This window comes from Streptomyces sp. NPDC054961 (assembly GCF_053609145.1).
Genome location: NZ_JBSGWY010000076.1, coordinates 1 through 17,949, shown reverse-complemented (window position 1 = coordinate 17,949; position 17,949 = coordinate 1). Strand labels below are relative to the sequence as shown.

Sequence of the window (17,949 nt, the reverse complement as noted above, 5' to 3'; positions counted from 1 at the left end):
CCGACAACGGCAGGGGCATCCCGGCCCGGGGCCGCAGGAGCGGTCTGCTCAACCTCGACGACCGGGCGCGGAGCCTGGGCGGGTCCTTCACCGTGAACATCCCTGACGAGGGGGGCAGTCTGCTCGTCTGGCGGGCTCCGCTCCCCACCGGGAGCCCCACCGGGAGCTGACGGCACCGACGCGGTGATCCCCGGGTGGCCGCCATGTCACCCTCCTGGCCATCAGTGCGCCGTCTGCCGCCGCCCGGGTCCACGCTGCGCGCCTTCATCGCCGTTCAGGCCGCCACGAGGCGCAGGACTCGATCGGCGCCGAGCACCCGCATCGATTTGCCCACCAGAGGCGGCACGCCGATCAGCCGGAGCCGGGTTCCGGACCATTGGCAGCGCTGGTGGACCCGCAGGAAGAGGCCGATGCCCGAGCTGTCGCAGAAGGAGATCCCGGACAGGTCGAGGACGAGGCCGCGGTAGCCGGATGCGGCAACGACGGTGAGCAGGGGTTCCACCTGACCCGCCGTGTGGAAGTCGAGCTCTCCCGTCAAGGTGACGCACGCGTCACCGTCGCTCCTCACCGCGGTCTTCACGTCGATCAAGGTGGCTGTCATGGACCCTCCGCGCTGCGTGCGGCTCGAGCCGCGCCTTTCCCCGTGCGGCACCAGCCCATCGGACGCGGACCGGCCCCGGGAAGGTCCACATGCCCCTCGCGGAGGGCCGAAGGTCCCTTGCCCCGCTCCGCAGACCCCGCGGGGAGGAGGTCGGATGAGGGCCGATAGGCCCTGTCCGTTGGGCCCTTGCGGCAGGCAGGATGCTGGAGTTCGTGCTCCCAGGACGAATCCAGGCGAAGGAGTTGCGTCATGACCGACAGCGGTGCCCCCTCCCCCACCAGGACGCCGATCACGGTCTTCCTCCTCGACGACCACGAGGTCGTACGCCGCGGGGTGCACGACCTGCTGGACGCGGAGCCCGACCTGCACGTGATCGGCGAGGCGGGCACGGCGGAACAGGCCCTGACCCGCATCCCCGCGCTGCGCCCCCAGGTGGCGGTCCTCGACGTCCGGCTCCAGGACGGCGATGGCGTGAGCGTATGCCGTGAGCTGCGCTCGCGGATGCCCGAACTGGCCTGCCTGATGCTCACGTCGTTCGACGACGAGGAGGCCCTGCTGGACGCCGTGATGGCGGGCGCCTCCGGATACGTGCTGAAGCAGATCACCGGAACCGACCTGGTCACCGCCGTCCGCACGGTCGCGGCCGGCCAGTCCATGCTCGATCCAGGAGCCACGACCCGGCTGATGGCCCGCATGCGCGGCGACGTGCCCAAGGAGGAACAGGTCCCGGGTCTGCCCGGCTTCACCGACCGGGAGAAGGAGATCCTCGTCATGGTCAGCGAGGGGCTCACCAACCGGGAGATCGGCAAACGGATGTACCTCGCCGAGAAGACCGTCAAGAACATCATTTCGCGCCTGTTCACCAAGCTGGGCGTGGAGCGCCGCGTCCAGGCCGCCGTGATCGCCAGTCATGCACTGATCCCGCCGAGCCAGCACCCCGTCCCCACCACGGAATAGCCGGCGGCCGGACACGCCCTGCCGTCACGTACCCGGCCCTTCCGGAGGCCGGCCGTCAGGGGAGCGGCGCCGGCCGGGGGGACCGGCACCGCTGACCTCACCCTCCCGGCCGGGCGCCGTGGCGCACAGGGGCCAACGGTCCCTCTCCCAGGGCCGGTCCTCCCCTCGCGGCGCCGACCCGGGCGGTGTCAGTGTGGAGACATCGGCTCAGTCGACGAACGTCCCGGACCGTCGCACTCAGGAGCGGGCATGACCTCGTACCCCATCCCGGCGCTCGACGCGGACTGGCGGTCCTCGCCTGCATCCCCGCGGGGCGAGCGCCGCCTGGGCGCCACCCCTACGCGAACGCGGGCCGACTGCTGCGTCCGCTCCCGCTGCCCGCCCTCGCCGCGTACGCCGTCCCCGTCGACAAACCGGGCGGCGGCCAGGACAGCCGAACGGTGCCTTCCGCCTTCACTCCGGCCCGGTGCTCGACGAGCGGGGGTATTCCCAGCGCCAGTCGGTGGTCATGTGCGCCGGCCCTCGAGCGCGGCAGGCAGGCCCCCGAGGCCGGGGAGGACGATGTCGGCGCCCTGCGCACGCAGGGCGTCCCTCATGTGCGCGTCGTCCTCGCGGTCGAGTCCCACCACCAGGCGGAAATGGCCTCGGTGTCCCGCCTCTACGCCGGCGAGCGCGTCCTCCACCACGGCGGTGCGTTCAGGGGGGACTCCGAGACGGCCGGCAGCTTCGAGGAAGAGGGCAGGGGCGGGCTTGCCCGGAAAGTCAAGGGCGGCCGCGTCCTGGCCGTCCACCAGGGCGTCGAAGTAGCCGATGAGCTCTGCGGAGCGCAGCAGGGAGCGGGCGTGCCGGGAGGCGGAGACGGCCCCGCACCGGATGGCCTTGTGCCGCAGCTCCTGGAGCGCCGGCCGCACGTCGTCGAAGGCACGGACGCCGTCGGCCCGCAGCATCGTGGAGAAGACCTCTTCCTTGCGCGCGGCGACCGCGTGGACGGTGGCGCACCCGGGCGGATCCGCGGGCGTTCCGGGCGGGAGGGCGATGTGACGGGCGCCGAGGAAGGCGCGTACGCCGTCGAGACGGGACCTGCCGTCCACCAGGTCGCGGTACTCGCGGACGGCGTCGAACGGCCGTGGGCGTGCACCGGCGTGCGACGGCTGCCACGCGGAGAGGCAGCCGTCGAAGGTCTCCTTCCAGGCGGCCGCGTGGCGGTCGGCCGTGGCGAGGAGCACTCCGTCGGTGTCGAAGACGACCGCGCGCACGTCGCTCATGAGCCGTGCACCACACGTCGGCCGGTGATCCGGGCGGGGGTGAGCTTCATCCAGTGACCGCGCGGCCCGCCGGCCCAAGGCTGGGAACGGGCAGTGGCGTTGAGGTGGTCAATCTCGTGCGGGTCCGTGACGGCTGCCAGTTCACCCACGGCCAGCACGCTCCAACCAGTGGCGGTCACCTCGTCGATGGTGTCGATCTCGAAGGCGGCCTCGCTGCCTGCCGCTCGGGCCGTGACGCCTTCCGCGGAGGTGCGGAACGCGATGTCGGTTCCTGCGGCGAGGTAGTTGACGGGGAAGACGGCCAGGCCTTCGGGGGTGGAGACGGCGATGCGGCCGACGCCGTGCGTGTTCAGCAGCCGTCGGCATTCGGTCTCGTCCAGGGGTACGAGCGCACTGTCGCGCCGGGCGGTGGATCGGCCGGAGACGCGGTGGGCGCCGGCACCTGTCAGGTCGTCGACGGTGAGACCGAGGGCGTCGGCCACCCGGACGAGGGTGCCGATGGCGGGACTGGCGGCGTGTTCCTCCAGGTAGGCGATGTACGTTGCGTCGGCGCCGCACCGCCGGCCCAGTTCGTCACGGCTCAGGCCGAGGGCTTCGCGTCGCGTCGCCATGCGGCGGCCCAGGTCGGTGCGTCCGGCCGTCTCGCCGGAGTGCTGAGGAGGGGTACTCCGCATGCCCTTCACGGTGCTCACTGCTCCCGGGACGGTACGGCGACCGTGTCGTGTGCGGGTCCGCCGAGCACGACCTTGAGGGCGCCGGTCTCGCCGGCGCGGGAGAAGACGTCGTACGCCTCTTCCATCTGGTCCAGCTCGAAACGGTGGGTGACCAGCGCGGCCCCGGGGAGGCGGCCGGCGGCCATCATGCGCAGCAGCATGGGGGTGGAGCGGGTGTCGACGAGGCCGGTGGTGATGGTGACGTTCTTGATCCACAGGTCTTCGAGGTGCAGGGTGGCGGGCTTGCCGTGGACGCCGATGTTGGCGACCCGGCCACCGGGACGGACCATGCGGGTGCACATTTCGAACGCCTCGGGTACGCCGACGGCCTCGATGACCACGTCGGCGCCGAGTCCGTCGGTGAGGTCCTCCACCAGCCGCTCGGGCTCCTCGTCCGCGCTCGCGGTGGCATCCGCGCCGAGTGCGCGCGCATCAGCGAGCCGGGACGCCGCGAGGTCGACGGCGATGATCCGCCCGGGGCTGTAGAGCTGTGCGGTGGCGATGGCGGCCAGGCCGACGGGGCCGGCGCCGACCACGACGACCGTGTCGCCCGGGCGCACGTTGCCGTTGAGCACGCCGACCTCGTAGGAGGTCGGGAAGATGTCGGCGAGCAGCACGGCGTCGTGGCCGGCCAGTGCACTGGGCAGCGGGTGGACGGAGAGGTCGGCGAAGGGGACGCGTACGTATTCGGCCTGGGTTCCGTCGATGGTGTGGCCAAGGACCCAGCCCCCGCCTCCCCGGCACTGACCGTAGCGCCCTTCGCGGCAGAAGCGGCAGCGGCCGCAGGCGGAGATGCAGGAGATCAGGACACGGTCGCCCGGACGGACACTGCGGACGTCGCCGCCCGTCTCGACCACGGTCCCGACGGCCTCGTGGCCCAGGATCCGGCCGGGAGTCACTTCGGGGACGTCGCCCTTGATGATGTGCAGGTCGGTGCCGCAGATGGTGACGGCGTCGACCCGGACGATCGCGTCGGCGGCGTCCTTGACCGAGGGGTCCGGGACGTCCTGCCAGGAGGTCTGTCCGGGCCCGTGGAAGACGAGTGCCTTCATGGCGCGGCCTTCTCTCTGTGTGCCGTGCGGGAGGGGTCACCGTCAGGCTGTGCCCGCATCCCTCCGTCCCGCTTGGGCCGGTCGGCCCCTACCCGGGACCGGTCGGTCCCCATCGGACAGGGCGCTGCGGTGCGACGGTGCACGGGCGCACGGTCCCGCGGCGGGACCGCGGTCGTCCCGGCCTTCGCGATCGATCGCAGCGGGGTCGTCCCGCACGCTCGCCACCCCGCGGGTCCGCGGCGAGGAGACCGCGACCCAGGCCCTGACCTCCAAGAAGCACCGGCCGTGACCGCCCTGCGCCCGCTCGTCGCCGATCCCAGCCAGCGACTGAGCCTGGGCATCAGCCCCTCACTGCCCGTCGAGGACACCGCCACCGGCTTCGGCCTGGCCTACGACGCCATCGCCACCGCCCGGATCAGCCCCACCCGCACCGCGGTCGCCGCCCACACCCCCGGCCTGCTCGACGCACTCGACCCGGCCGCCGCACAACAATGGGCCACCGCCCTGCTCCACCCGTCCCTCGGCCGGCGCGGCGCCGACCCGCACCTGCCCACCGTCGCCCTCGGCCTCGAGTTCGACATCTCGGCCGCCTCCCGGATCCTCGGCATCCACCGCAACACCCTCAGCCGCCGCATACGCGGCATGCTCCGGGCCACCGGCCTCGACCCCGACCGCACCGCCGATCGCATCACCTTGTCCCTCGCTCTGCAGATCCGTTCCCTCCACGGCCCCGCGGCCGACCCAGCCCCCCAGCCCGCGCCCCTGCCCCTGCCCCTGCCCCTGCCCCTGCCCCTGCCCCTGCCCCTGCCCCTGCCCACCCTCGCCCACCTGCTGGCGCAGCCACCGGTTACCGCCTGGGCCGCTACCGCGCTCGCCCCACTCGGCCGGGAATCCACCGACCGACGCACCACCACGGGCGACGCCCTCATGCAGACCCTCCGCACCTGGGCCGCCGAGGACTTCAGGGTCGACGCCACCGCCCAACGCCTGGGCCTCTACCCGGCCACCGTCCGTGGGCACATCCGCGCCGCCGAGGCGCTCCTGGGATGGATGCTCCTGTCCGACCTCCCCGCCGGCCCGCTGCACGACGACGAAGAAGCCCCGGGCAAACAGTCCGGACTGCGAAACCTCGCCGCCGCGCTCCAGGCCCTCCCCGGAACACCCCGTCCCCACCTGCCCGACCCCCCTCGTGCGGGCGCGCCCACCCGGCGCACGGACCCGACCACGCGCCAACCGGCTTGATTCCCCTGCTCTTCCTGGCACAGCTCCGGCACGAAGCCGGTGACCCGTGGTTCGATGCGTCGCGCAGATGTCCGTGACGGAGTGGACCGGAGGGTGTGAGCGGCTTCGGTCACGCCTGCGTGGCGTCTGCGGCTCTGATGGCCCAGCGCTCGTGGTCCCGCCACTCACCGTTGATGAACTGGAAGGCAGCGCAGGAGCCCTCGCGCTGGAAGCCGAGGCGCTTGACGAGTTTCAGCGAGGCGCAGAGTCACGCGCGGCCCGTGCGGGAAGTCTCCGCTGGGTCATCTGGGGATCCTATGCAGTCTGCCCTCGTAGCCTCTCCGCCCACTGCGCAGACATCCGGGCAGCGCCGTCAAGCGACTCGGAGGTGCTCTGCGACCTGTCCGGCCGCATCGGGGCACATCGGGGGGCATCGGGACCGTGCGGCCGATCATGCGCGGCCGCCCGGTCCCGTCCACTCCCCTGTGCTGCTCGCGGGCGGCGGCCAGCCCCCGGAAGTCGGCGCGCATCCTCGGGCAGGGCCGGGCCGACCCTAGGCGCGCCGCAGTTCGCAGCCGTCCTTGGTGCAGGAGCGGCGCAGCCGGCCGGCCGAAATGGTCTCCATCAGGCCGATCGCCCAGCACATCGGGCAGCCGCGCAGCGCGATGAGGCCGACCGGGGCGAGGAGCAGGCTCGCCGGGCCGGTGAGCGGAAGCAGGGCCAGCGATCCGGCGAGGGCGGCGAACCCGAGTGCGCCGCGGGCCAGGTGGCGCGGGACCGAGGTGCTGGCGAAGCCACCGGGTCGGGGCGCGCGGCTGGCGGTGGCGGGAGGGCCGGTGCTCGTCCTGGTCGAGGTCGTGGCCGTGGGCGTGTCAGGTGTCATCGTCGTCTCCCCTGGTGTGTGCCGGTTCCTCGCGCAGCGCCTCGCGTACGGCCGAACGGGCGCGGTGCAGGCGCGACTTCATCGCGGCGGTGCTCAGCCCGAGCCGGTGTGCGACGGTACGGCCGGGTAGCCCCTGGATGTCCCGCATGACCAGCACCTGCCGCTGGTCGGGTGGCAGCGCGGCGACTGCGGCCGCTACGCGTTCGGCTTCCAGGCGCAGCAGGACGTCGTCCTCCGCGGACTGTGCGGTGGGGCCGTACGTGTCGTGCCCGTCCGGCCGTTCGTACCGGCCCGGACCGTCGTCGCGGCCGGGTCCGCCGTGGTCCCAGGCGGCCGATCCCCGGGGAAGGAGGTCCCGGGTGCGGCGCAGGCACTCGTTGCGGACGATCCGGAACATCCACGACGCCAACGCCCCGGACGCCCGCAGCATGCCGATCTTGCGGTAGAGGATGATCAACGCTTCCTGAGCGGCGTCCTCCGCGTCCTGGGGCGTGGAACACAGCGTGTGCGCGAACCGGCGCACGTGCGGATACGAGCCGTATACCAGGGCGGTGAGGGCCTCCACCTCGCCGCGCTGCGCCGCGGCGATCAGGCTCGCGCCCGGCCAGGTGTGGTCAGCCACGCCGACGCCGCCGACCGCGCAGCAGCGTCACGGTACACGCGCACAGCAACAGCACGGCGGCCGCGACAATGACGAAAGTGGTCATGAGGTCCTCCCGGTGGGATGGGGCGGACCGGTCGTCCGCACACTCATGAGAGACGCGGCGGGCACGAAAGGATTCACCCCCTGCGGAGAAACATACGTACCGCCGCGGGGCGCTGGCTCCCTGGCCGTACCGCGGACGGAGGCACCCGCCCTGTCTGGGCCCTCGGCAGAACTGCACAATGCGCACTGCGCGCTGTGCACTGCTGGTACTGGTGTCGGCCTCGTCCGGTGAACTACGTTGGGGGAATGACTACCGGGACGGCATCGCGCCACACACGGATTGGTGACCCGGTGCTCTCCTGAGCGCCACAGGGGCCAGTGCGGGCCCGCCGCTCGATCGGGGATCGCGCGCTGCCGCGCGGGCTCCGCCTCCGTCGTGTTGATCACAGGCTCCACATCAACCACGACAGGAGAACTCATGCCCCTCGAGACGCTGCACATCCCCACCGCGGACGGCCAGGCCGACGCTTTCGCCGTCTTCCCCGACCACCGTGGGCGGTACCCCGGAGTGCTGATGTACTCCGACGGCTTCGGCATCCGGCCCGTGCTGCGGGAGATGGCCCGTGAACTGGCCGGGCACGGGTACTACGTACTCGTCCCCAACATCTTCTACCGGCATCGCCCGGCACCGGTGATCGACCTGCCCGAGCACATCGGGGAAGACTCCCGGTCCGCGGTCTTCGCGCAGCTGATGCCCCTGATCGAGACGCACACCGCCGCACGTGCCCAGAGCGATGCCGACTCCTACCTCGGGTTCCTCACCAGCCAGCCCGAGGTCGCCGCCGGTCCGGTCGCGGTGACCGGCTACTGCATAGGCGGCCTCCTGGCGATGCGCACCGCCGCGGCCCACCCCGGCCAGGTGGCCGCCGTCGCCGCGTTCCACGGCCCCGTGAGCGCGGACGGGCCTGACCTCTACTCCAAGATCACCGCCCAGTGCCACCTCGGCCACGCCGAAGGCGATATGACGCCCCAGGCACTCGCCGAGCTCAACCAAGCACTGGATGACGCTGGTGTGCGCCACACCTCCGAAATCTATCCCGGCACCACCCACGGCTTCACGATGTCCGACACCGACGCCTTCAGCGCCTCCGGGCTCCAGCGCCACTGGGACCACCTGCTCCCCCTCCTCGACCGCATGGCCGATCACTGACCGGATGGAGAGCAACCCTTGGTGCACCGGCTCCAGGGGGTCGTTCCCGGTGTGGGCCCCTCCGTCAGGGGTCAGCCGAAGCGGACGGTGATCTCGGGGAGGGGGAGGTCGGAAAGGTTCAGCTGGAGCCCGGTCAGGGTCAGGTAGGTCTGCGCGTCGGTCAAGGTGGAGGTGGTGGACGGCGCCTGGGTCTTCCCGCGTGTGCTCACCAGCAGGTACCAGCCCCCGCGCTTGTAGCTGCGGGAGGCATCGGGGCGGTCGCCGTTCGGGTTCAGCGTCCAGCCCTGGCGCTCCAGGTCGGCGCAGATCGCGTTCATCTCCGACTCGGCGGCGGTCTTCTCCCGGACGGCCATCCACCCCGTCCGGTTCGAGTCGGCGCCGGCCGCGCCGGTCGGGCGGCCCTGCGCCGGGTCGAGGCCCGCCGCGCTGACCGCGGTCCGGATCACCTCGTCCACAGCGTCCCGTGTGAGGGGCGGTGACGTGGGCTCCGGTGTGGGCGCCGCCGTGGACGGCGACGGCGTGGGCGCGGGCGCGCCCAGGTGGATGCGCCCGTCGTCTCGTATCTGGATGTGGTCCGGCAGAACCACGGCGGCCAGACTCACGATCAAGCCCGTGGCCAGCCCGATCCACACCCTCTTCAACAGCGCGTCCAACGCGAGACTCCCCCCGAGTGATCAATTCAGAGGGAGTCTCACACATGCTGCCCGGAGTCCGGCAGCCCTTATCTCTTCGCACCCCGCCGCGAGGGCCCGTGATCGTCCACAGAAGGCCCTTCCTGCCGCACCGATGCGGCGACCGTTGACTCCGTCGTCTCGGTCAGCCGCGGCCCGGCCTTGCCGGCGAGGCGGATTCCCTCGACGCGGTGTGGCGCTACGAGCGGCGGCACGACGGTTGCTGACGGCCCCGCTGGGGCCCAGGCGCTGTCACTGTCACTGGCGGGTCCGCAACGGGGCGTGCCGGTGCTGCGCCAGCCGCTCCGTCCGGTGGCGCGGATCTCGGACAAGGCACGGTGAGCTGCATGCCGGTCCCCCTGTGCTGGGGATGCGATGTCCGAGCCTGGGCTTATCGTCGTAAGTCCTGGTGGGGTCGTGGTGAGGACACAGAGTGGCATACGTGGGGAACAGCCGATTGGTCGCGGCGCCGGAGGTACGCACCTATCTCGATGCGGTGTTCACGCCGGGCGCCCGGCTGGGGGTGCGGAGCGATGATCAACGGACCTTCGTCGAGGTGGTGGAAGTGGCCCAGGTGACGTCGATCCGCGTGCCAAGTGGCCGGCTCGTGGTGGACACCCCCTGGCTGGAGGAGGAAGACGGGGAGCCGCGGGAGCTCGCGGTTCGGATCCCTCCTGGCGCCTACCGGGTGGAAGCGGCATGGACGGAGGCGCCGTACGAGTTCATGGGGGAGCATTTTTCCGGCCGTGAGGTAGCCGCGACGCGCCTGTGCGTGCGGGAGGGCACGGTGACGGTATGGGAGATGGGCCTCGCCGAAGGCGATGACATCGAGCGCCTTCATCAGGGTGCCGAGGTCGGGTTCAACACGGACACCTCCATGGGCAGTTTCAGCGACGCGGCTTCCTGGCCTGCGCTGACAGCGCCGTTCCGCACGTTCTGGGAGCGACGCAGCAGGACGGCTCCCGGCACGCTCGTGTCCCGTGACACCGAGAGCCTGGGCGGCGGCGAGTTCGAGCTGGTCCGTGATGAGGCGCGGGGCGCAGACCTCATCACGTTCTCCGCCACTGAAGGACTTTCCGTAGCCTGGCTCGGTCGTACGGAAAACGGAGAGCTCAGCTCGATCGTCGTCATGGGCCACATGGGACTGGAGGCACTGGCCTGAGGAGCACCCGACCGCGGGTAGTCGCGCCCGGCGGGTTGGGCACTCCCGGCCCGGTGGTTCCGGCACGCAGCAAAGGGTGATCCGCTCATCCCCACGCAGGTACGCGGATGCGCGGATGCGCGAATCAGGGCGCCCCACAGCACCCCACCACCAACTCCACCATCGCGAGATGGCCGGCCGCCGCCACCGGCCGTCCCGCAGATCTACGATGCGGCTGCTTTGGTGAGCTTCGGGGACGGCGGCCCATCGGGATCGGGACGGAATTCCACCGTCTTTTCCCCGCTCGGGTACAGCTGGATGCCAGCGGCCTCGCCCGGTCCGGGATTTTCGACCGTCAAGTAGATGAAGTCGTCGGAGGCCTGGTCGCCGAGGAACTCCCACCGGCCGCTGAAGTCAGCGGGATCCGAAGACCCGTCGGTCACCACGTCCTTGGCCGAGAACCTTCCGTCGGCCTCGAGTCGCAGCTCGCTGCCCTCCTTGGCGTTGCGGTACACGCCAGGCAGCTCGTCGGGATCGACGCTCGCACACCCCGAGGTGAGGACCGCAGCAACAGTCAGTACGGCAACGAGCCAGCGCCCACCCGTCCCCCTCGCCACCGTCCCGGCACGCATGTTCATGGAGCCCTCCCCAGGGGTTGATGACCGGCCTTGCAGCCACCCTCTCTAGGTGAACATGCTCAAAAACTGCGAAGTCCCCCGGGCCCTCACCGGGTGTCCCCGGTCGACGGCTTGAACCCACGGCTTCACGCGCCGCTCGCGATCGCGCCGGCCCGCGTGCAGCACGACCGGCGGGTCGCCCCCTGGTTCAGGTCATCTCCGACGTCGAGCCGAAGGCGTCAGCAAGGCTGGTCACGATGGAGCCGGACCAGCCGCCGTCCCCGAACACGCTGGCCGGCAGGGCGAGCACGCCGTACTCGCGCTGGAGCGTCCGCGCCGGGATTTCAACCGGGAAGAAGTAATTGCCGGGACAGGTCCGGCTCGCCGTGGGTATCGCCCCGAGCACGTCGCCGGGCAACCGATCGAACAACCGCGCCGCCCGTGCGGCGAGTTCGTCGGCGACCTGCCGGGGCACGTCGCTGTGCTCGGTCAACAGATGCTCGGCGAGCCTCAGTTGATCCGGCGTCGGCGGATCTGCCCGGAACGCCTCGGCCAAATCGGTGTGCGCCGGACCCAACAGCACCACGCCGAACGTCCGTGGCCACATCCATCCCTTGGTGACCGAATGCAGCAGGATCGCACGCCCGGTGTCCAGCAGTCGCCGTGTACCGGTTGCGAACGGAGCTCCCAGGTCGTAGACGCTGTCGATCAGCACGCGCCGACGTGGTGATTCCCGCAGCCACGCCATCACCGCGGCGCACTCGGCATCGGTCAGGTACCGGCCGAGCGGCTTGCTGGGGTTGGCGAGCAGCAGGTACTCGGGCCGGTCGTCCGCCGAGGACCCCGGCAGGACCGGCGCGGGCAGCGTCGGGTAGGACTCGGGGGTCAGGCCCGCAGTGCGGGCCAGCTCGAAGTAGACCGGGTACACGTCGCTGGGCAGCCACAACCGCGCTCCCTCGGCGCGCAGCCAGTGGAACACCACACCGAGCCCGTGTCGGACCCCTCGGCAGACCATGGCGCGGCGGGACCACTCCTCCGGCAGCTCGAAGCGCCGCAGCCAGGCGCGGGCGAGATCGCACCGGTATACCGGACTCGTGTCGGTCGGCGGTTCGGGTCGCATCGGAGCGAGCGCCCGGTACACGTTGGTCTCGGCGGCGTCCAAGAGCGACGAGGAAGCACTGAGTTGCCGCTGCCGGTAGTCCTGGAACTCGTCGAACCTCATGCCGCCGGTCCTTCCGCCACGATCTCGCTCGCCCGGTCTTCCAGGGAGGCGTAGCAGCGTCCGTCGGCCAGGACGTTCCAGCTGCGTGCGATTCCGCTGGTGCGTTCCCAGAGCAGGCTGGGCTCGGTGTACGCGGCGATCCGCATCGGCCGGCCGCCCCAACTGCCGTCGTAGACCGGCGCTCCCCAGGGCAGGCGGCTCGCCAGTCCGAAGCCGTGCTGCTCGGCGAACCGGGTGACGACGGACAGCGATACCTGGTGCTCCCGGCTCCAGACGTTGGCGGCACGGTCGAAGTAGAGCGACTCGGTGCTGGTGGAGACGTAGAGCTCTTTGAAACAGACTTCCTCGACACCGAGAGCCGCGGCCCACGAAAGGTAGTCGCCGACGTCGGTCGCGTCGGCGACGCCGCCGTGCTGGAGTACGCAGATCAGCCTCATCCGCAGCCCCGGCCAGCGGTCACGTTCCTCGCGCCAGGTGTCGATCACAGAACTCACCGGCGTGCGCAGCATCATCAGCCGCTCGCTGACGGCGTCGTCCTGATGGTGCCGGGAGACCGCCAGCACACTCAGGCCCGCGGCGCTCAGGGCTGCGAGTCGGCCCGCCCGGTCAGCGTGCCGGCCCTTCGCCAGGGTGTGCGCGTTGGTGATCAGGACGACCTTCGGGAAGGCCGCCGAGCAGGCGGACACCAGCCGCAACTGCTGTTCGAACGGTATGAGCGTGGGCTCCCCGCCGCCGGTTATCACTGCACGCTCGGCACCCGCCGCACGGGCGCGCTCCAGCCAGTGGGCGACCGCGTCCCACGGGACCCGCGCCGGCGCCTGGTCGCTGGAGATCGAAGCCGAGGAGAAGCAGAACGAACAGCGGGCCTGGCAGGCGGAGGCGACCGGCAGAAGCGATACCGAGCGCGGTCGCGTATCGGCGTAGGGACCCTGTGCCGATGCGTGCAGGTGCAGGGAGGCCGCCATCGCATCCTCGACGGTCGTCGGGCGCAGCGTGAACTCGTCACCTTGTTGGTCGAGCTCATGCACGGCCGACAACCGGATGCACGCCTCATGCAGTTCCATGCCGAGGCCGGTCGACGCGTTCGGAACCAGCCTGTCGGGGTCCACCGTGGTTTCCAGCACCAGCAGGCGGTCGCCCGCTATGGCCAGACGGTCCAGCAAGCGTCGTGCCTTGCCGATGCCGATTCCCAACTCCGCACGGGTCAGCAGGTGGAACCGGTCTGGATGGGTGCTCTCCGGAATTCCCGCCTTGCCGTAAGCGAAAGCGTACTTGTCGAAGCCCTTCGCGAAGTTCGACAGCACGATGACGTGGAAGCGCTGGTCACTGTGGTTCATCCCGTCATCATGCATGAACGGGCTCCGGAGGACATGGGCCGAACTGCACTCGGAACGCGGTGTGCCCCAGCCGCTCGAGACGCTCGGGGCTCCCGTCAAGCCACCGCACACGTTGCCAACGAAAAGGCCCGTGCTTCATGGGCCGGCAACTGGAAAACTGACCGGATGAGCAGAGATGCAGAGGTCATCGTCCTGGCGCGCGGGGCGGAGGCGGTGATGGAACCGCTGACCCGGCCCGACGAGAGCAGGCAGTGGCACCAGTGCTTCCGGCGCGTGGACGACCACATGTTCGGCGGATGGACCGGCCCGTCCGAGGAATGCTACGCATGGGTGGTCCAGTTCGGCCGCAGCAACGCCTGGACCGGACTGCTGGCGCACCTGGAGTCCTTGCCCTGGCCGAACCCGGGGTCGGTCCAGGTCCTGGTGCATGACCAGGACGACGACTGCTTCGGGCTGTGGATGATCCATGACGGCCGGCTGGTCGAGGTATCCCTCCCCCGTACGGAACGGGTGCCGTTCTCGACCTTCGAGCTCGGCGTGCTCGAACGTACGGACCGCCCAGGCCGCTGAACGCCCCGGACGCAATCCCCGGGGCGTTCCCGCACCGGGAGGAGCACCCCTTCCGCCACCGACTCCCTCTCCGGCGCCGCGTCAGCGGCTTTCCCGCCGACCCGCGCGGCTCCGGCCCGGCCCATCGGCCTGGGTGTGGGAGGCTTCGTCGACGCGCTGTGGCTACCGGGCGAGACCGAGCGCTGGCCGACGGAGGGCACGGTTGCCGACTTCAAGATCTGGTGGGCTGACAGCCGCCAACAGATTCGGTTGATGCCCTGCGACGCTCAATACCTGCGGAGCGACTTCACCGCCACGGTCGAACGATTCCGTCCCCAGTGGCCGTCCGAGGTCGGACAGCCCGTACCCGACCCAGAGCCCGTGACGCCTTCGGAGCCTCAGGTACACCACTCGCCGAACTCCATGGTCTTCGACACCCGGAGTACTTAAGCTCGGCGGATGACCTTGGAATGGGAACAGGTAGTCGTCCACGCGGAAGACCCGGCGGCCTTGGGGCAGTGGTGGGCCGAGGCACTTGACTGGGTCGTCGTCCACTCCTCCGATGACGAGTTCGAGATCCGCCAGGCGCCGGACCGTATGCCGGGGCTGGAGTTCGTCCGGCTCGCCGAGAGCAAGAAGGCCAAGAGCCGGCTGCACCTCGACTTCAGGCCCGACGACCAGGAGGCCGAGGTGGACCGCCTGCTGGCCCACGGCGCACGGCGTGTCGACATCGGCCAGGGCGAGCAGTCGTGGGTCGTACTGGCGGACCCCGAAGGCAACGAGTTCTGCGTCCTCAGCCGGCGGCGCCAGTAGCGCTCCCGCGGCCCCGCGACAGCCGGGCGGCGGGGCTCCGGGTCCGCCGGGTCCGACCGGGTCCGACCGGGTCTCCGCTTCGGGCCGGGCGGTTCGGATCCGCACGGCACGTCTGGTCGGCCTCGTGTCCTCGACTGCCGCGGCAAGGAACGTCTCGCGCCGGTACGGCCTCGCGGCGGTGCGACGTCGCGCCGGTACGGCCTTGCTCCGTCGGCTGGTGCGCGTCGCGCGCCCTTGTCAGACCAGCGCCGCGCCGCCGTCTATCGCGAGCGTGGTGCCGGTGACATAGGCGTTGGACAAGGCGAAGAGATAGGCCGCAGCGGCTTCCTCGGCCGTGCCGACATCGTGGCCTCCACTCACCACATGGTGACGGCGCGGAACCGCTCCGCTACAGATTTTGACTCGATCCCAGCTCCACGACCTCATGCTGGGGTCCTGCCGGCCCCGACATTTCCTGAAACGCTCATCCTCCGTCAGAAGGATTGACGCGCAGGGGGTTTCGGTCTGGGGCCGGCGGGCCGAACCGGGTCAGCCCGCCAGTCGGGCGAGGGCCAGCGCGTGCGCGCGGTCGAGGGAGTCAGCAGCGGCGCAGGGGATGTCCGGCTGCACACCGACGCCCTCCCAGTTGGTGCCGGAGACGGGGTTGATGGCACGGCCCGTAGGGATACTGGCTTCCAGATGCGGGTGCACCGTCCAGCCCTCCCGCGGGTGCGCGCCGCCGCGGGTGCGCTCGCCGACGACGACGGCGCGGCCGAGCTGCTGCAGGTCGTACGCCAGCTCCTCGGCGGCAGAGAAGGTGGTGCCGCTGGACAGCACGTACAGCGGCTTGCTGCCGCCGAAGCGGGCGCCGGGAACGTACGGCAGGCTCCAGGACTGCTCACTGCGCTCGCCGTCGCGCCAGTACATGGTGTTGAGGTGGGTGCGCTCGTCCAGGAGATGGCTGCAGACGAAGGCCACGGTGTCCGGGTCGCCGCCGCGGTTGGAGCGAAGGTCCACGATCAGCGCCTGGGCGCGGGAGGCCAGGGTGAGCGCGGCGCTCAGCGCTTCGGCGGCCCAGTCCAACGGGAACAGCATCGGCGCCAGCTCCAGTACGGCGACCCCTCCGTCGAGCAGCTCTACCCGGGGCGCACCGCCCAGCGAGGTGTCGAATTCCCGGCGGATGCTCTCCAGGACGGCCGCCCCCTGCTGGGGAGGCACCGGGTCGGCATGGTGCTTCAGGCTCAGGTGCCGGTCACTGTTGACCGACTGCAGGTCCGCGGTGACCAGCCGGGCGAGCTCCTCGGCGCCGTCGACGTCGTAGGCACCCTCGGCGAGGCGCCGCCGCAGGAGGCCGGCGAGCTCCTCGGCTATCTCGGGGAAAACGTAGTGCTCGGTCAGGAGCCGCGCGGTCTCGTCGATGACAGGGGTCGGCCACGGCTTCACAGGAGTCGTCATGGCGGGGAGTAGAACACCGCCCTTGCGAAAGCGTCAAGCAAGTTAGACACTTTCGGTATGAGCGACCAGCCTTCCTACGCGCCGCCTCCTGAGGACGTCCTGGAGATCGGGGCACCGGAGCAGTTCGCGGCGCTCGCGCACCCCTTGCGTCAGCGGTTGCTCTTCGCGCTGGGCCAACAACCCGCCACCATCAGCCGGCTTGCGGCTCAGCTCGACGCCAAGAAGGGCAACGTGGCCCACCACCTCAAAGTGCTCCGCGAAGCCGGGCTGGTCCACATCGCCGAGACCCGCCAGGTCCGCGGCGGTACCGAGCAGTACTACCAGCGCACGGCCCGCCACATGGTCGTCGCGGAACCCCGAGCGGCCGGCACAGCCGCGATGCTCGCCGCGGTCGCCCAGGAGCTGGACCGCTCCCCCGTCGAGGCCCAACTGACCCTGCGCCACCTGCGCCTGAGCCCCGCGAAGGCAAGAGAACTCGGCGAGACCCTTGGCAAACTGGTCGACGAGGCCGAGGAAGACGCGGAGGACCAACCCGTGCACGGCGTGTTGGTAGCGCTCTATCAGCAGGCTCAGCCGACCAGCACCAGCACCACCAGCGCCACCACCAGCAGCTCCGCCTAGGCCGTGTCCGATGGGTCAGGTGAAGTGTCTCTTCTGGGCCTAGTGTGTGGTGCCGGATGAGGGGGATCGCTTGTCGCGGTATACAGCTGAAGCTGAGGCGGGGATGAAGGGGATCACCTTCCGCGCCTGGCGGGGAAGGCACTATGTGACGCTCGCTGAGCTGCTGGTCCGGCTCGGCAGCTTCGGCCTGGGACTGCGCTGGCGTCTGGAGTGCGACGAGACGTGGGACCTCACTGCGGAACTGGAGAGCCGTTCCGTGGGCGACGGGATGGACACGTTGACCTTGCTTTCGCTGACGGCTCCTGGCATCCAGCTGATCGACACTGAGGCTTGTGGGTTCGTTGAGGATGTGCTGGTTGTCGTCCTGACCGAGTTCGACAGTTCCTTCTGGGACGTCAGGGCTGTCGACGAGCGCGTACTCAGCGACCTTCGTCGCCACTATCCGGATGCAACGGACCTCTGATCGGGGCATTTCACCGCGGACGGAGCCATAGGACGATCGCGGCCACGGTGACCGTCCCGTGGAAGACCTACGCCCGCTTGTCGAAGCGCGTGGCGACGGCTCGGAAGCTCTTGAGCCGGTTCATGGTCCGCTCGACTTCATTGCGGCGGCGGTAGATCGTCTTGTCGAACCCTGTGGGCCGGCCGCCTTGGCTGCGCGGCGCCAGCGGTTGGTCCGCTGGTCTCTCGGCTCGGGGATCGTGTGCTTGATCTGGCGTCTGCGCAGGCGACGCACGTCACGGCGTGACGACTGAGCGGGCGGAACCCGCCTTCTCCGGAGCGGGGGGCTCAGTTTTCTGCGCCGGGGCGCGAGAGGCGCGAAGGGGGCGCGCTCGGATAGAAGATCAATTCGAGTGCGCCCTCGCCGGGCGATATGCCCCGATCCAAGATCTTCTGGTTGCTAAGGGCTGTCCCGTAAATGATCTTTGGGTGGGCCTGGGCGTGGCTGTTCGCTGTGTGGCTTGTCCGTCTATCCGGCGAGGGCGAGGTTGTGCA

20 protein-coding genes and 2 pseudogenes are annotated in these 17,949 nt (G+C 70.6%); 8 read left to right on the top strand and 14 right to left on the bottom strand.

The genetic code is table 11. From position 1 onward, the window contains the following. Nucleotides 1–274 precede the first annotated feature (274 nt). Nucleotides 275–601, bottom strand: coding sequence for an STAS domain-containing protein (locus ACWF9Z_RS35740; protein ID WP_453609677.1), 327 nt, complete (start codon nucleotides 599–601; stop codon nucleotides 275–277). Between the two features lie 249 nt (nucleotides 602–850). On the opposite strand from ACWF9Z_RS35740, the gene ACWF9Z_RS35735 reads away from it, so the two are divergent. Then, nucleotides 851–1,558, top strand: coding sequence for a response regulator (locus tag ACWF9Z_RS35735; RefSeq protein WP_453609675.1), 708 nt, complete (start codon nucleotides 851–853; stop codon nucleotides 1,556–1,558). 506 nt (nucleotides 1,559–2,064) lie between these two features. Here ACWF9Z_RS35735 and ACWF9Z_RS35730 read toward each other — a convergent pair. Genes ACWF9Z_RS35730 through ACWF9Z_RS35720 form a run of 3 tightly spaced genes read right to left on the bottom strand, consistent with a single transcriptional unit; the run spans nucleotide 2,065 to nucleotide 4,588 of the window. Continuing rightward, nucleotides 2,065–2,823 carry an HAD family hydrolase gene (locus ACWF9Z_RS35730; protein WP_453609673.1) on the bottom strand — a complete coding sequence of 253 codons (759 nt, stop codon included), beginning with the start codon at nucleotides 2,821–2,823 and terminating at the stop codon, nucleotides 2,065–2,067. Further along, complete coding sequence (locus ACWF9Z_RS35725; RefSeq protein WP_453609671.1) at nucleotides 2,820–3,515, bottom strand: helix-turn-helix domain-containing protein; 696 nt, start codon at nucleotides 3,513–3,515, stop codon at nucleotides 2,820–2,822. Before ACWF9Z_RS35725 ends, ACWF9Z_RS35730 begins: the two co-directional genes overlap by 4 nt. Continuing rightward, a complete protein-coding gene (locus ACWF9Z_RS35720) occupies nucleotides 3,512–4,588 on the bottom strand; it encodes a zinc-dependent alcohol dehydrogenase family protein (RefSeq protein WP_453609669.1) in 1,077 nt (358 codons plus the stop codon). The genes ACWF9Z_RS35725 and ACWF9Z_RS35720 overlap by 4 nt, the downstream gene beginning before the upstream one ends. 285 nt (nucleotides 4,589–4,873) lie before the next feature. Here ACWF9Z_RS35720 and ACWF9Z_RS35715 point away from each other — a divergent pair, with 285 nt between their 5' ends. Continuing rightward, nucleotides 4,874–5,830 carry a helix-turn-helix domain-containing protein gene (locus ACWF9Z_RS35715; protein WP_453609667.1) on the top strand — a complete coding sequence of 319 codons (957 nt, stop codon included), beginning with the start codon at nucleotides 4,874–4,876 and terminating at the stop codon, nucleotides 5,828–5,830. Between the two features lie 109 nt (nucleotides 5,831–5,939). On the opposite strand, the pseudogene ACWF9Z_RS35710 reads toward ACWF9Z_RS35715, so the two are convergent. From ACWF9Z_RS35710 to ACWF9Z_RS35700, 3 genes and pseudogenes are all read right to left on the bottom strand, one after another. Continuing rightward, nucleotides 5,940–6,068 (bottom strand): annotated as a pseudogene (locus ACWF9Z_RS35710) (GNAT family N-acetyltransferase); the annotation flags it as partial. Nucleotides 6,069–6,362: 294 nt separating this feature from the next. Then, a complete protein-coding gene (locus tag ACWF9Z_RS35705; protein ID WP_453609665.1) occupies nucleotides 6,363–6,692 on the bottom strand; it encodes a hypothetical protein in 330 nt (109 codons plus the stop codon). Beyond that, the gene (locus tag ACWF9Z_RS35700; RefSeq protein ID WP_453609663.1) at nucleotides 6,682–7,314 is read right to left on the bottom strand and encodes an RNA polymerase sigma factor; all 633 of its coding nucleotides are present in this window, start codon (nucleotides 7,312–7,314) and stop codon (nucleotides 6,682–6,684) included. Before ACWF9Z_RS35700 ends, ACWF9Z_RS35705 begins: the two co-directional genes overlap by 11 nt. A gap of 502 nt (nucleotides 7,315–7,816) precedes the next feature. On the opposite strand from ACWF9Z_RS35700, the gene ACWF9Z_RS35695 reads away from it, so the two are divergent. After that, complete coding sequence (locus tag ACWF9Z_RS35695; protein WP_453609661.1) at nucleotides 7,817–8,548, top strand: dienelactone hydrolase family protein; 732 nt, start codon at nucleotides 7,817–7,819, stop codon at nucleotides 8,546–8,548. Between the two features lie 71 nt (nucleotides 8,549–8,619). Here the strand turns inward: ACWF9Z_RS35695 and ACWF9Z_RS35690 are convergent, their stop codons facing one another. After that, nucleotides 8,620–9,201: a hypothetical protein gene (locus tag ACWF9Z_RS35690; protein WP_453609659.1), complete on the bottom strand. Its 582-nt coding sequence runs from the start codon at nucleotides 9,199–9,201 to the stop codon at nucleotides 8,620–8,622. Between the two features lie 460 nt (nucleotides 9,202–9,661). Here ACWF9Z_RS35690 and ACWF9Z_RS35685 point away from each other — a divergent pair, with 460 nt between their 5' ends. Beyond that, on the top strand, nucleotides 9,662–10,381 hold the full coding sequence (locus tag ACWF9Z_RS35685) for a DUF4241 domain-containing protein (RefSeq protein WP_453609657.1): 720 nt from the start codon (nucleotides 9,662–9,664) through the stop codon (nucleotides 10,379–10,381). Nucleotides 10,382–10,584: 203 nt separating this feature from the next. Here ACWF9Z_RS35685 and ACWF9Z_RS35680 read toward each other — a convergent pair whose 3' ends face one another. The 3 genes from ACWF9Z_RS35680 to ACWF9Z_RS35670 form a co-directional block, all read right to left on the bottom strand. Then, the gene (locus ACWF9Z_RS35680; RefSeq protein ID WP_453609655.1) at nucleotides 10,585–10,998 is read right to left on the bottom strand and encodes a hypothetical protein; all 414 of its coding nucleotides are present in this window, start codon (nucleotides 10,996–10,998) and stop codon (nucleotides 10,585–10,587) included. A gap of 187 nt (nucleotides 10,999–11,185) precedes the next feature. Further along, nucleotides 11,186–12,199 (bottom strand): aminotransferase class I/II-fold pyridoxal phosphate-dependent enzyme, encoded by a 1,014-nt coding sequence (locus ACWF9Z_RS35675; RefSeq protein WP_453609653.1) that lies wholly within the window; start codon nucleotides 12,197–12,199, stop codon nucleotides 11,186–11,188. Next, complete coding sequence (locus tag ACWF9Z_RS35670; RefSeq protein ID WP_453609651.1) at nucleotides 12,196–13,536, bottom strand: radical SAM protein; 1,341 nt, start codon at nucleotides 13,534–13,536, stop codon at nucleotides 12,196–12,198. The genes ACWF9Z_RS35675 and ACWF9Z_RS35670 overlap by 4 nt, the downstream gene beginning before the upstream one ends. 165 nt (nucleotides 13,537–13,701) lie before the next feature. Here ACWF9Z_RS35670 and ACWF9Z_RS35665 point away from each other — a divergent pair, with 165 nt between their 5' ends. Both ACWF9Z_RS35665 and ACWF9Z_RS35660 read left to right on the top strand, forming a co-directional pair. Beyond that, nucleotides 13,702–14,106, top strand: a complete 405-nt coding sequence (locus ACWF9Z_RS35665) for a hypothetical protein (protein WP_453609649.1) — start codon at nucleotides 13,702–13,704, stop codon at nucleotides 14,104–14,106. A 438-nt stretch (nucleotides 14,107–14,544) separates the two neighbouring features. Next, complete coding sequence (locus ACWF9Z_RS35660; RefSeq protein WP_453609647.1) at nucleotides 14,545–14,898, top strand: VOC family protein; 354 nt, start codon at nucleotides 14,545–14,547, stop codon at nucleotides 14,896–14,898. Between the two features lie 237 nt (nucleotides 14,899–15,135). On the opposite strand, the gene ACWF9Z_RS35655 is transcribed toward ACWF9Z_RS35660, so the two are convergent. Then, nucleotides 15,136–15,258 carry a hypothetical protein gene (locus tag ACWF9Z_RS35655; RefSeq protein ID WP_453609645.1) on the bottom strand — a complete coding sequence of 41 codons (123 nt, stop codon included), beginning with the start codon at nucleotides 15,256–15,258 and terminating at the stop codon, nucleotides 15,136–15,138. Between the two features lie 168 nt (nucleotides 15,259–15,426). Beyond that, nucleotides 15,427–16,332: a S41 family peptidase gene (locus ACWF9Z_RS35650; RefSeq protein ID WP_453609643.1), complete on the bottom strand. Its 906-nt coding sequence runs from the start codon at nucleotides 16,330–16,332 to the stop codon at nucleotides 15,427–15,429. A gap of 57 nt (nucleotides 16,333–16,389) precedes the next feature. On the opposite strand from ACWF9Z_RS35650, the gene ACWF9Z_RS35645 reads away from it, so the two are divergent. Both ACWF9Z_RS35645 and ACWF9Z_RS35640 read left to right on the top strand, forming a co-directional pair. Continuing rightward, the gene (locus ACWF9Z_RS35645) at nucleotides 16,390–16,953 is read left to right on the top strand and encodes an ArsR/SmtB family transcription factor (RefSeq protein WP_453609642.1); all 564 of its coding nucleotides are present in this window, start codon (nucleotides 16,390–16,392) and stop codon (nucleotides 16,951–16,953) included. A gap of 103 nt (nucleotides 16,954–17,056) precedes the next feature. After that, nucleotides 17,057–17,416: a hypothetical protein gene (locus ACWF9Z_RS35640; RefSeq protein ID WP_453609640.1), complete on the top strand. Its 360-nt coding sequence runs from the start codon at nucleotides 17,057–17,059 to the stop codon at nucleotides 17,414–17,416. Nucleotides 17,417–17,483: 67 nt separating this feature from the next. Here ACWF9Z_RS35640 and ACWF9Z_RS35635 read toward each other — a convergent pair. Continuing rightward, nucleotides 17,484–17,710, bottom strand: a pseudogene (locus ACWF9Z_RS35635) (IS5/IS1182 family transposase); the annotation flags it as partial. Nucleotides 17,711–17,949 lie beyond the last annotated feature (239 nt).

Excerpts from the sequence above, each read along its gene's own strand:
- ACWF9Z_RS35665 (WP_453609649.1), top strand. The coding sequence starts at position 13,702 with ATGAGCAGAGATGCAGAGGTCATCGTCCTGGCGCGCGGGGCGGAGGCG.
- ACWF9Z_RS35695 (WP_453609661.1), top strand. The coding sequence starts at position 7,817 with ATGCCCCTCGAGACGCTGCACATCCCCACCGCGGACGGCCAGGCCGAC.
- ACWF9Z_RS35740 (WP_453609677.1), bottom strand. The coding sequence starts at position 601 with ATGACAGCCACCTTGATCGACGTGAAGACCGCGGTGAGGAGCGACGGT.
- ACWF9Z_RS35660 (WP_453609647.1), top strand. The coding sequence starts at position 14,545 with ATGACCTTGGAATGGGAACAGGTAGTCGTCCACGCGGAAGACCCGGCG.
- ACWF9Z_RS35670 (WP_453609651.1), bottom strand. The coding sequence starts at position 13,536 with ATGAACCACAGTGACCAGCGCTTCCACGTCATCGTGCTGTCGAACTTC.
- ACWF9Z_RS35675 (WP_453609653.1), bottom strand. The coding sequence starts at position 12,199 with ATGAGGTTCGACGAGTTCCAGGACTACCGGCAGCGGCAACTCAGTGCT.
- ACWF9Z_RS35730 (WP_453609673.1), bottom strand. The coding sequence starts at position 2,823 with ATGAGCGACGTGCGCGCGGTCGTCTTCGACACCGACGGAGTGCTCCTC.
- ACWF9Z_RS35680 (WP_453609655.1), bottom strand. The coding sequence starts at position 10,998 with ATGAACATGCGTGCCGGGACGGTGGCGAGGGGGACGGGTGGGCGCTGG.
- ACWF9Z_RS35735 (WP_453609675.1), top strand. The coding sequence starts at position 851 with ATGACCGACAGCGGTGCCCCCTCCCCCACCAGGACGCCGATCACGGTC.
- ACWF9Z_RS35650 (WP_453609643.1), bottom strand. The coding sequence starts at position 16,332 with ATGACGACTCCTGTGAAGCCGTGGCCGACCCCTGTCATCGACGAGACC.
- ACWF9Z_RS35720 (WP_453609669.1), bottom strand. The coding sequence starts at position 4,588 with ATGAAGGCACTCGTCTTCCACGGGCCCGGACAGACCTCCTGGCAGGAC.
- ACWF9Z_RS35705 (WP_453609665.1), bottom strand. The coding sequence starts at position 6,692 with ATGACACCTGACACGCCCACGGCCACGACCTCGACCAGGACGAGCACC.
- ACWF9Z_RS35640 (WP_453609640.1), top strand. The coding sequence starts at position 17,057 with ATGAAGGGGATCACCTTCCGCGCCTGGCGGGGAAGGCACTATGTGACG.
- ACWF9Z_RS35645 (WP_453609642.1), top strand. The coding sequence starts at position 16,390 with ATGAGCGACCAGCCTTCCTACGCGCCGCCTCCTGAGGACGTCCTGGAG.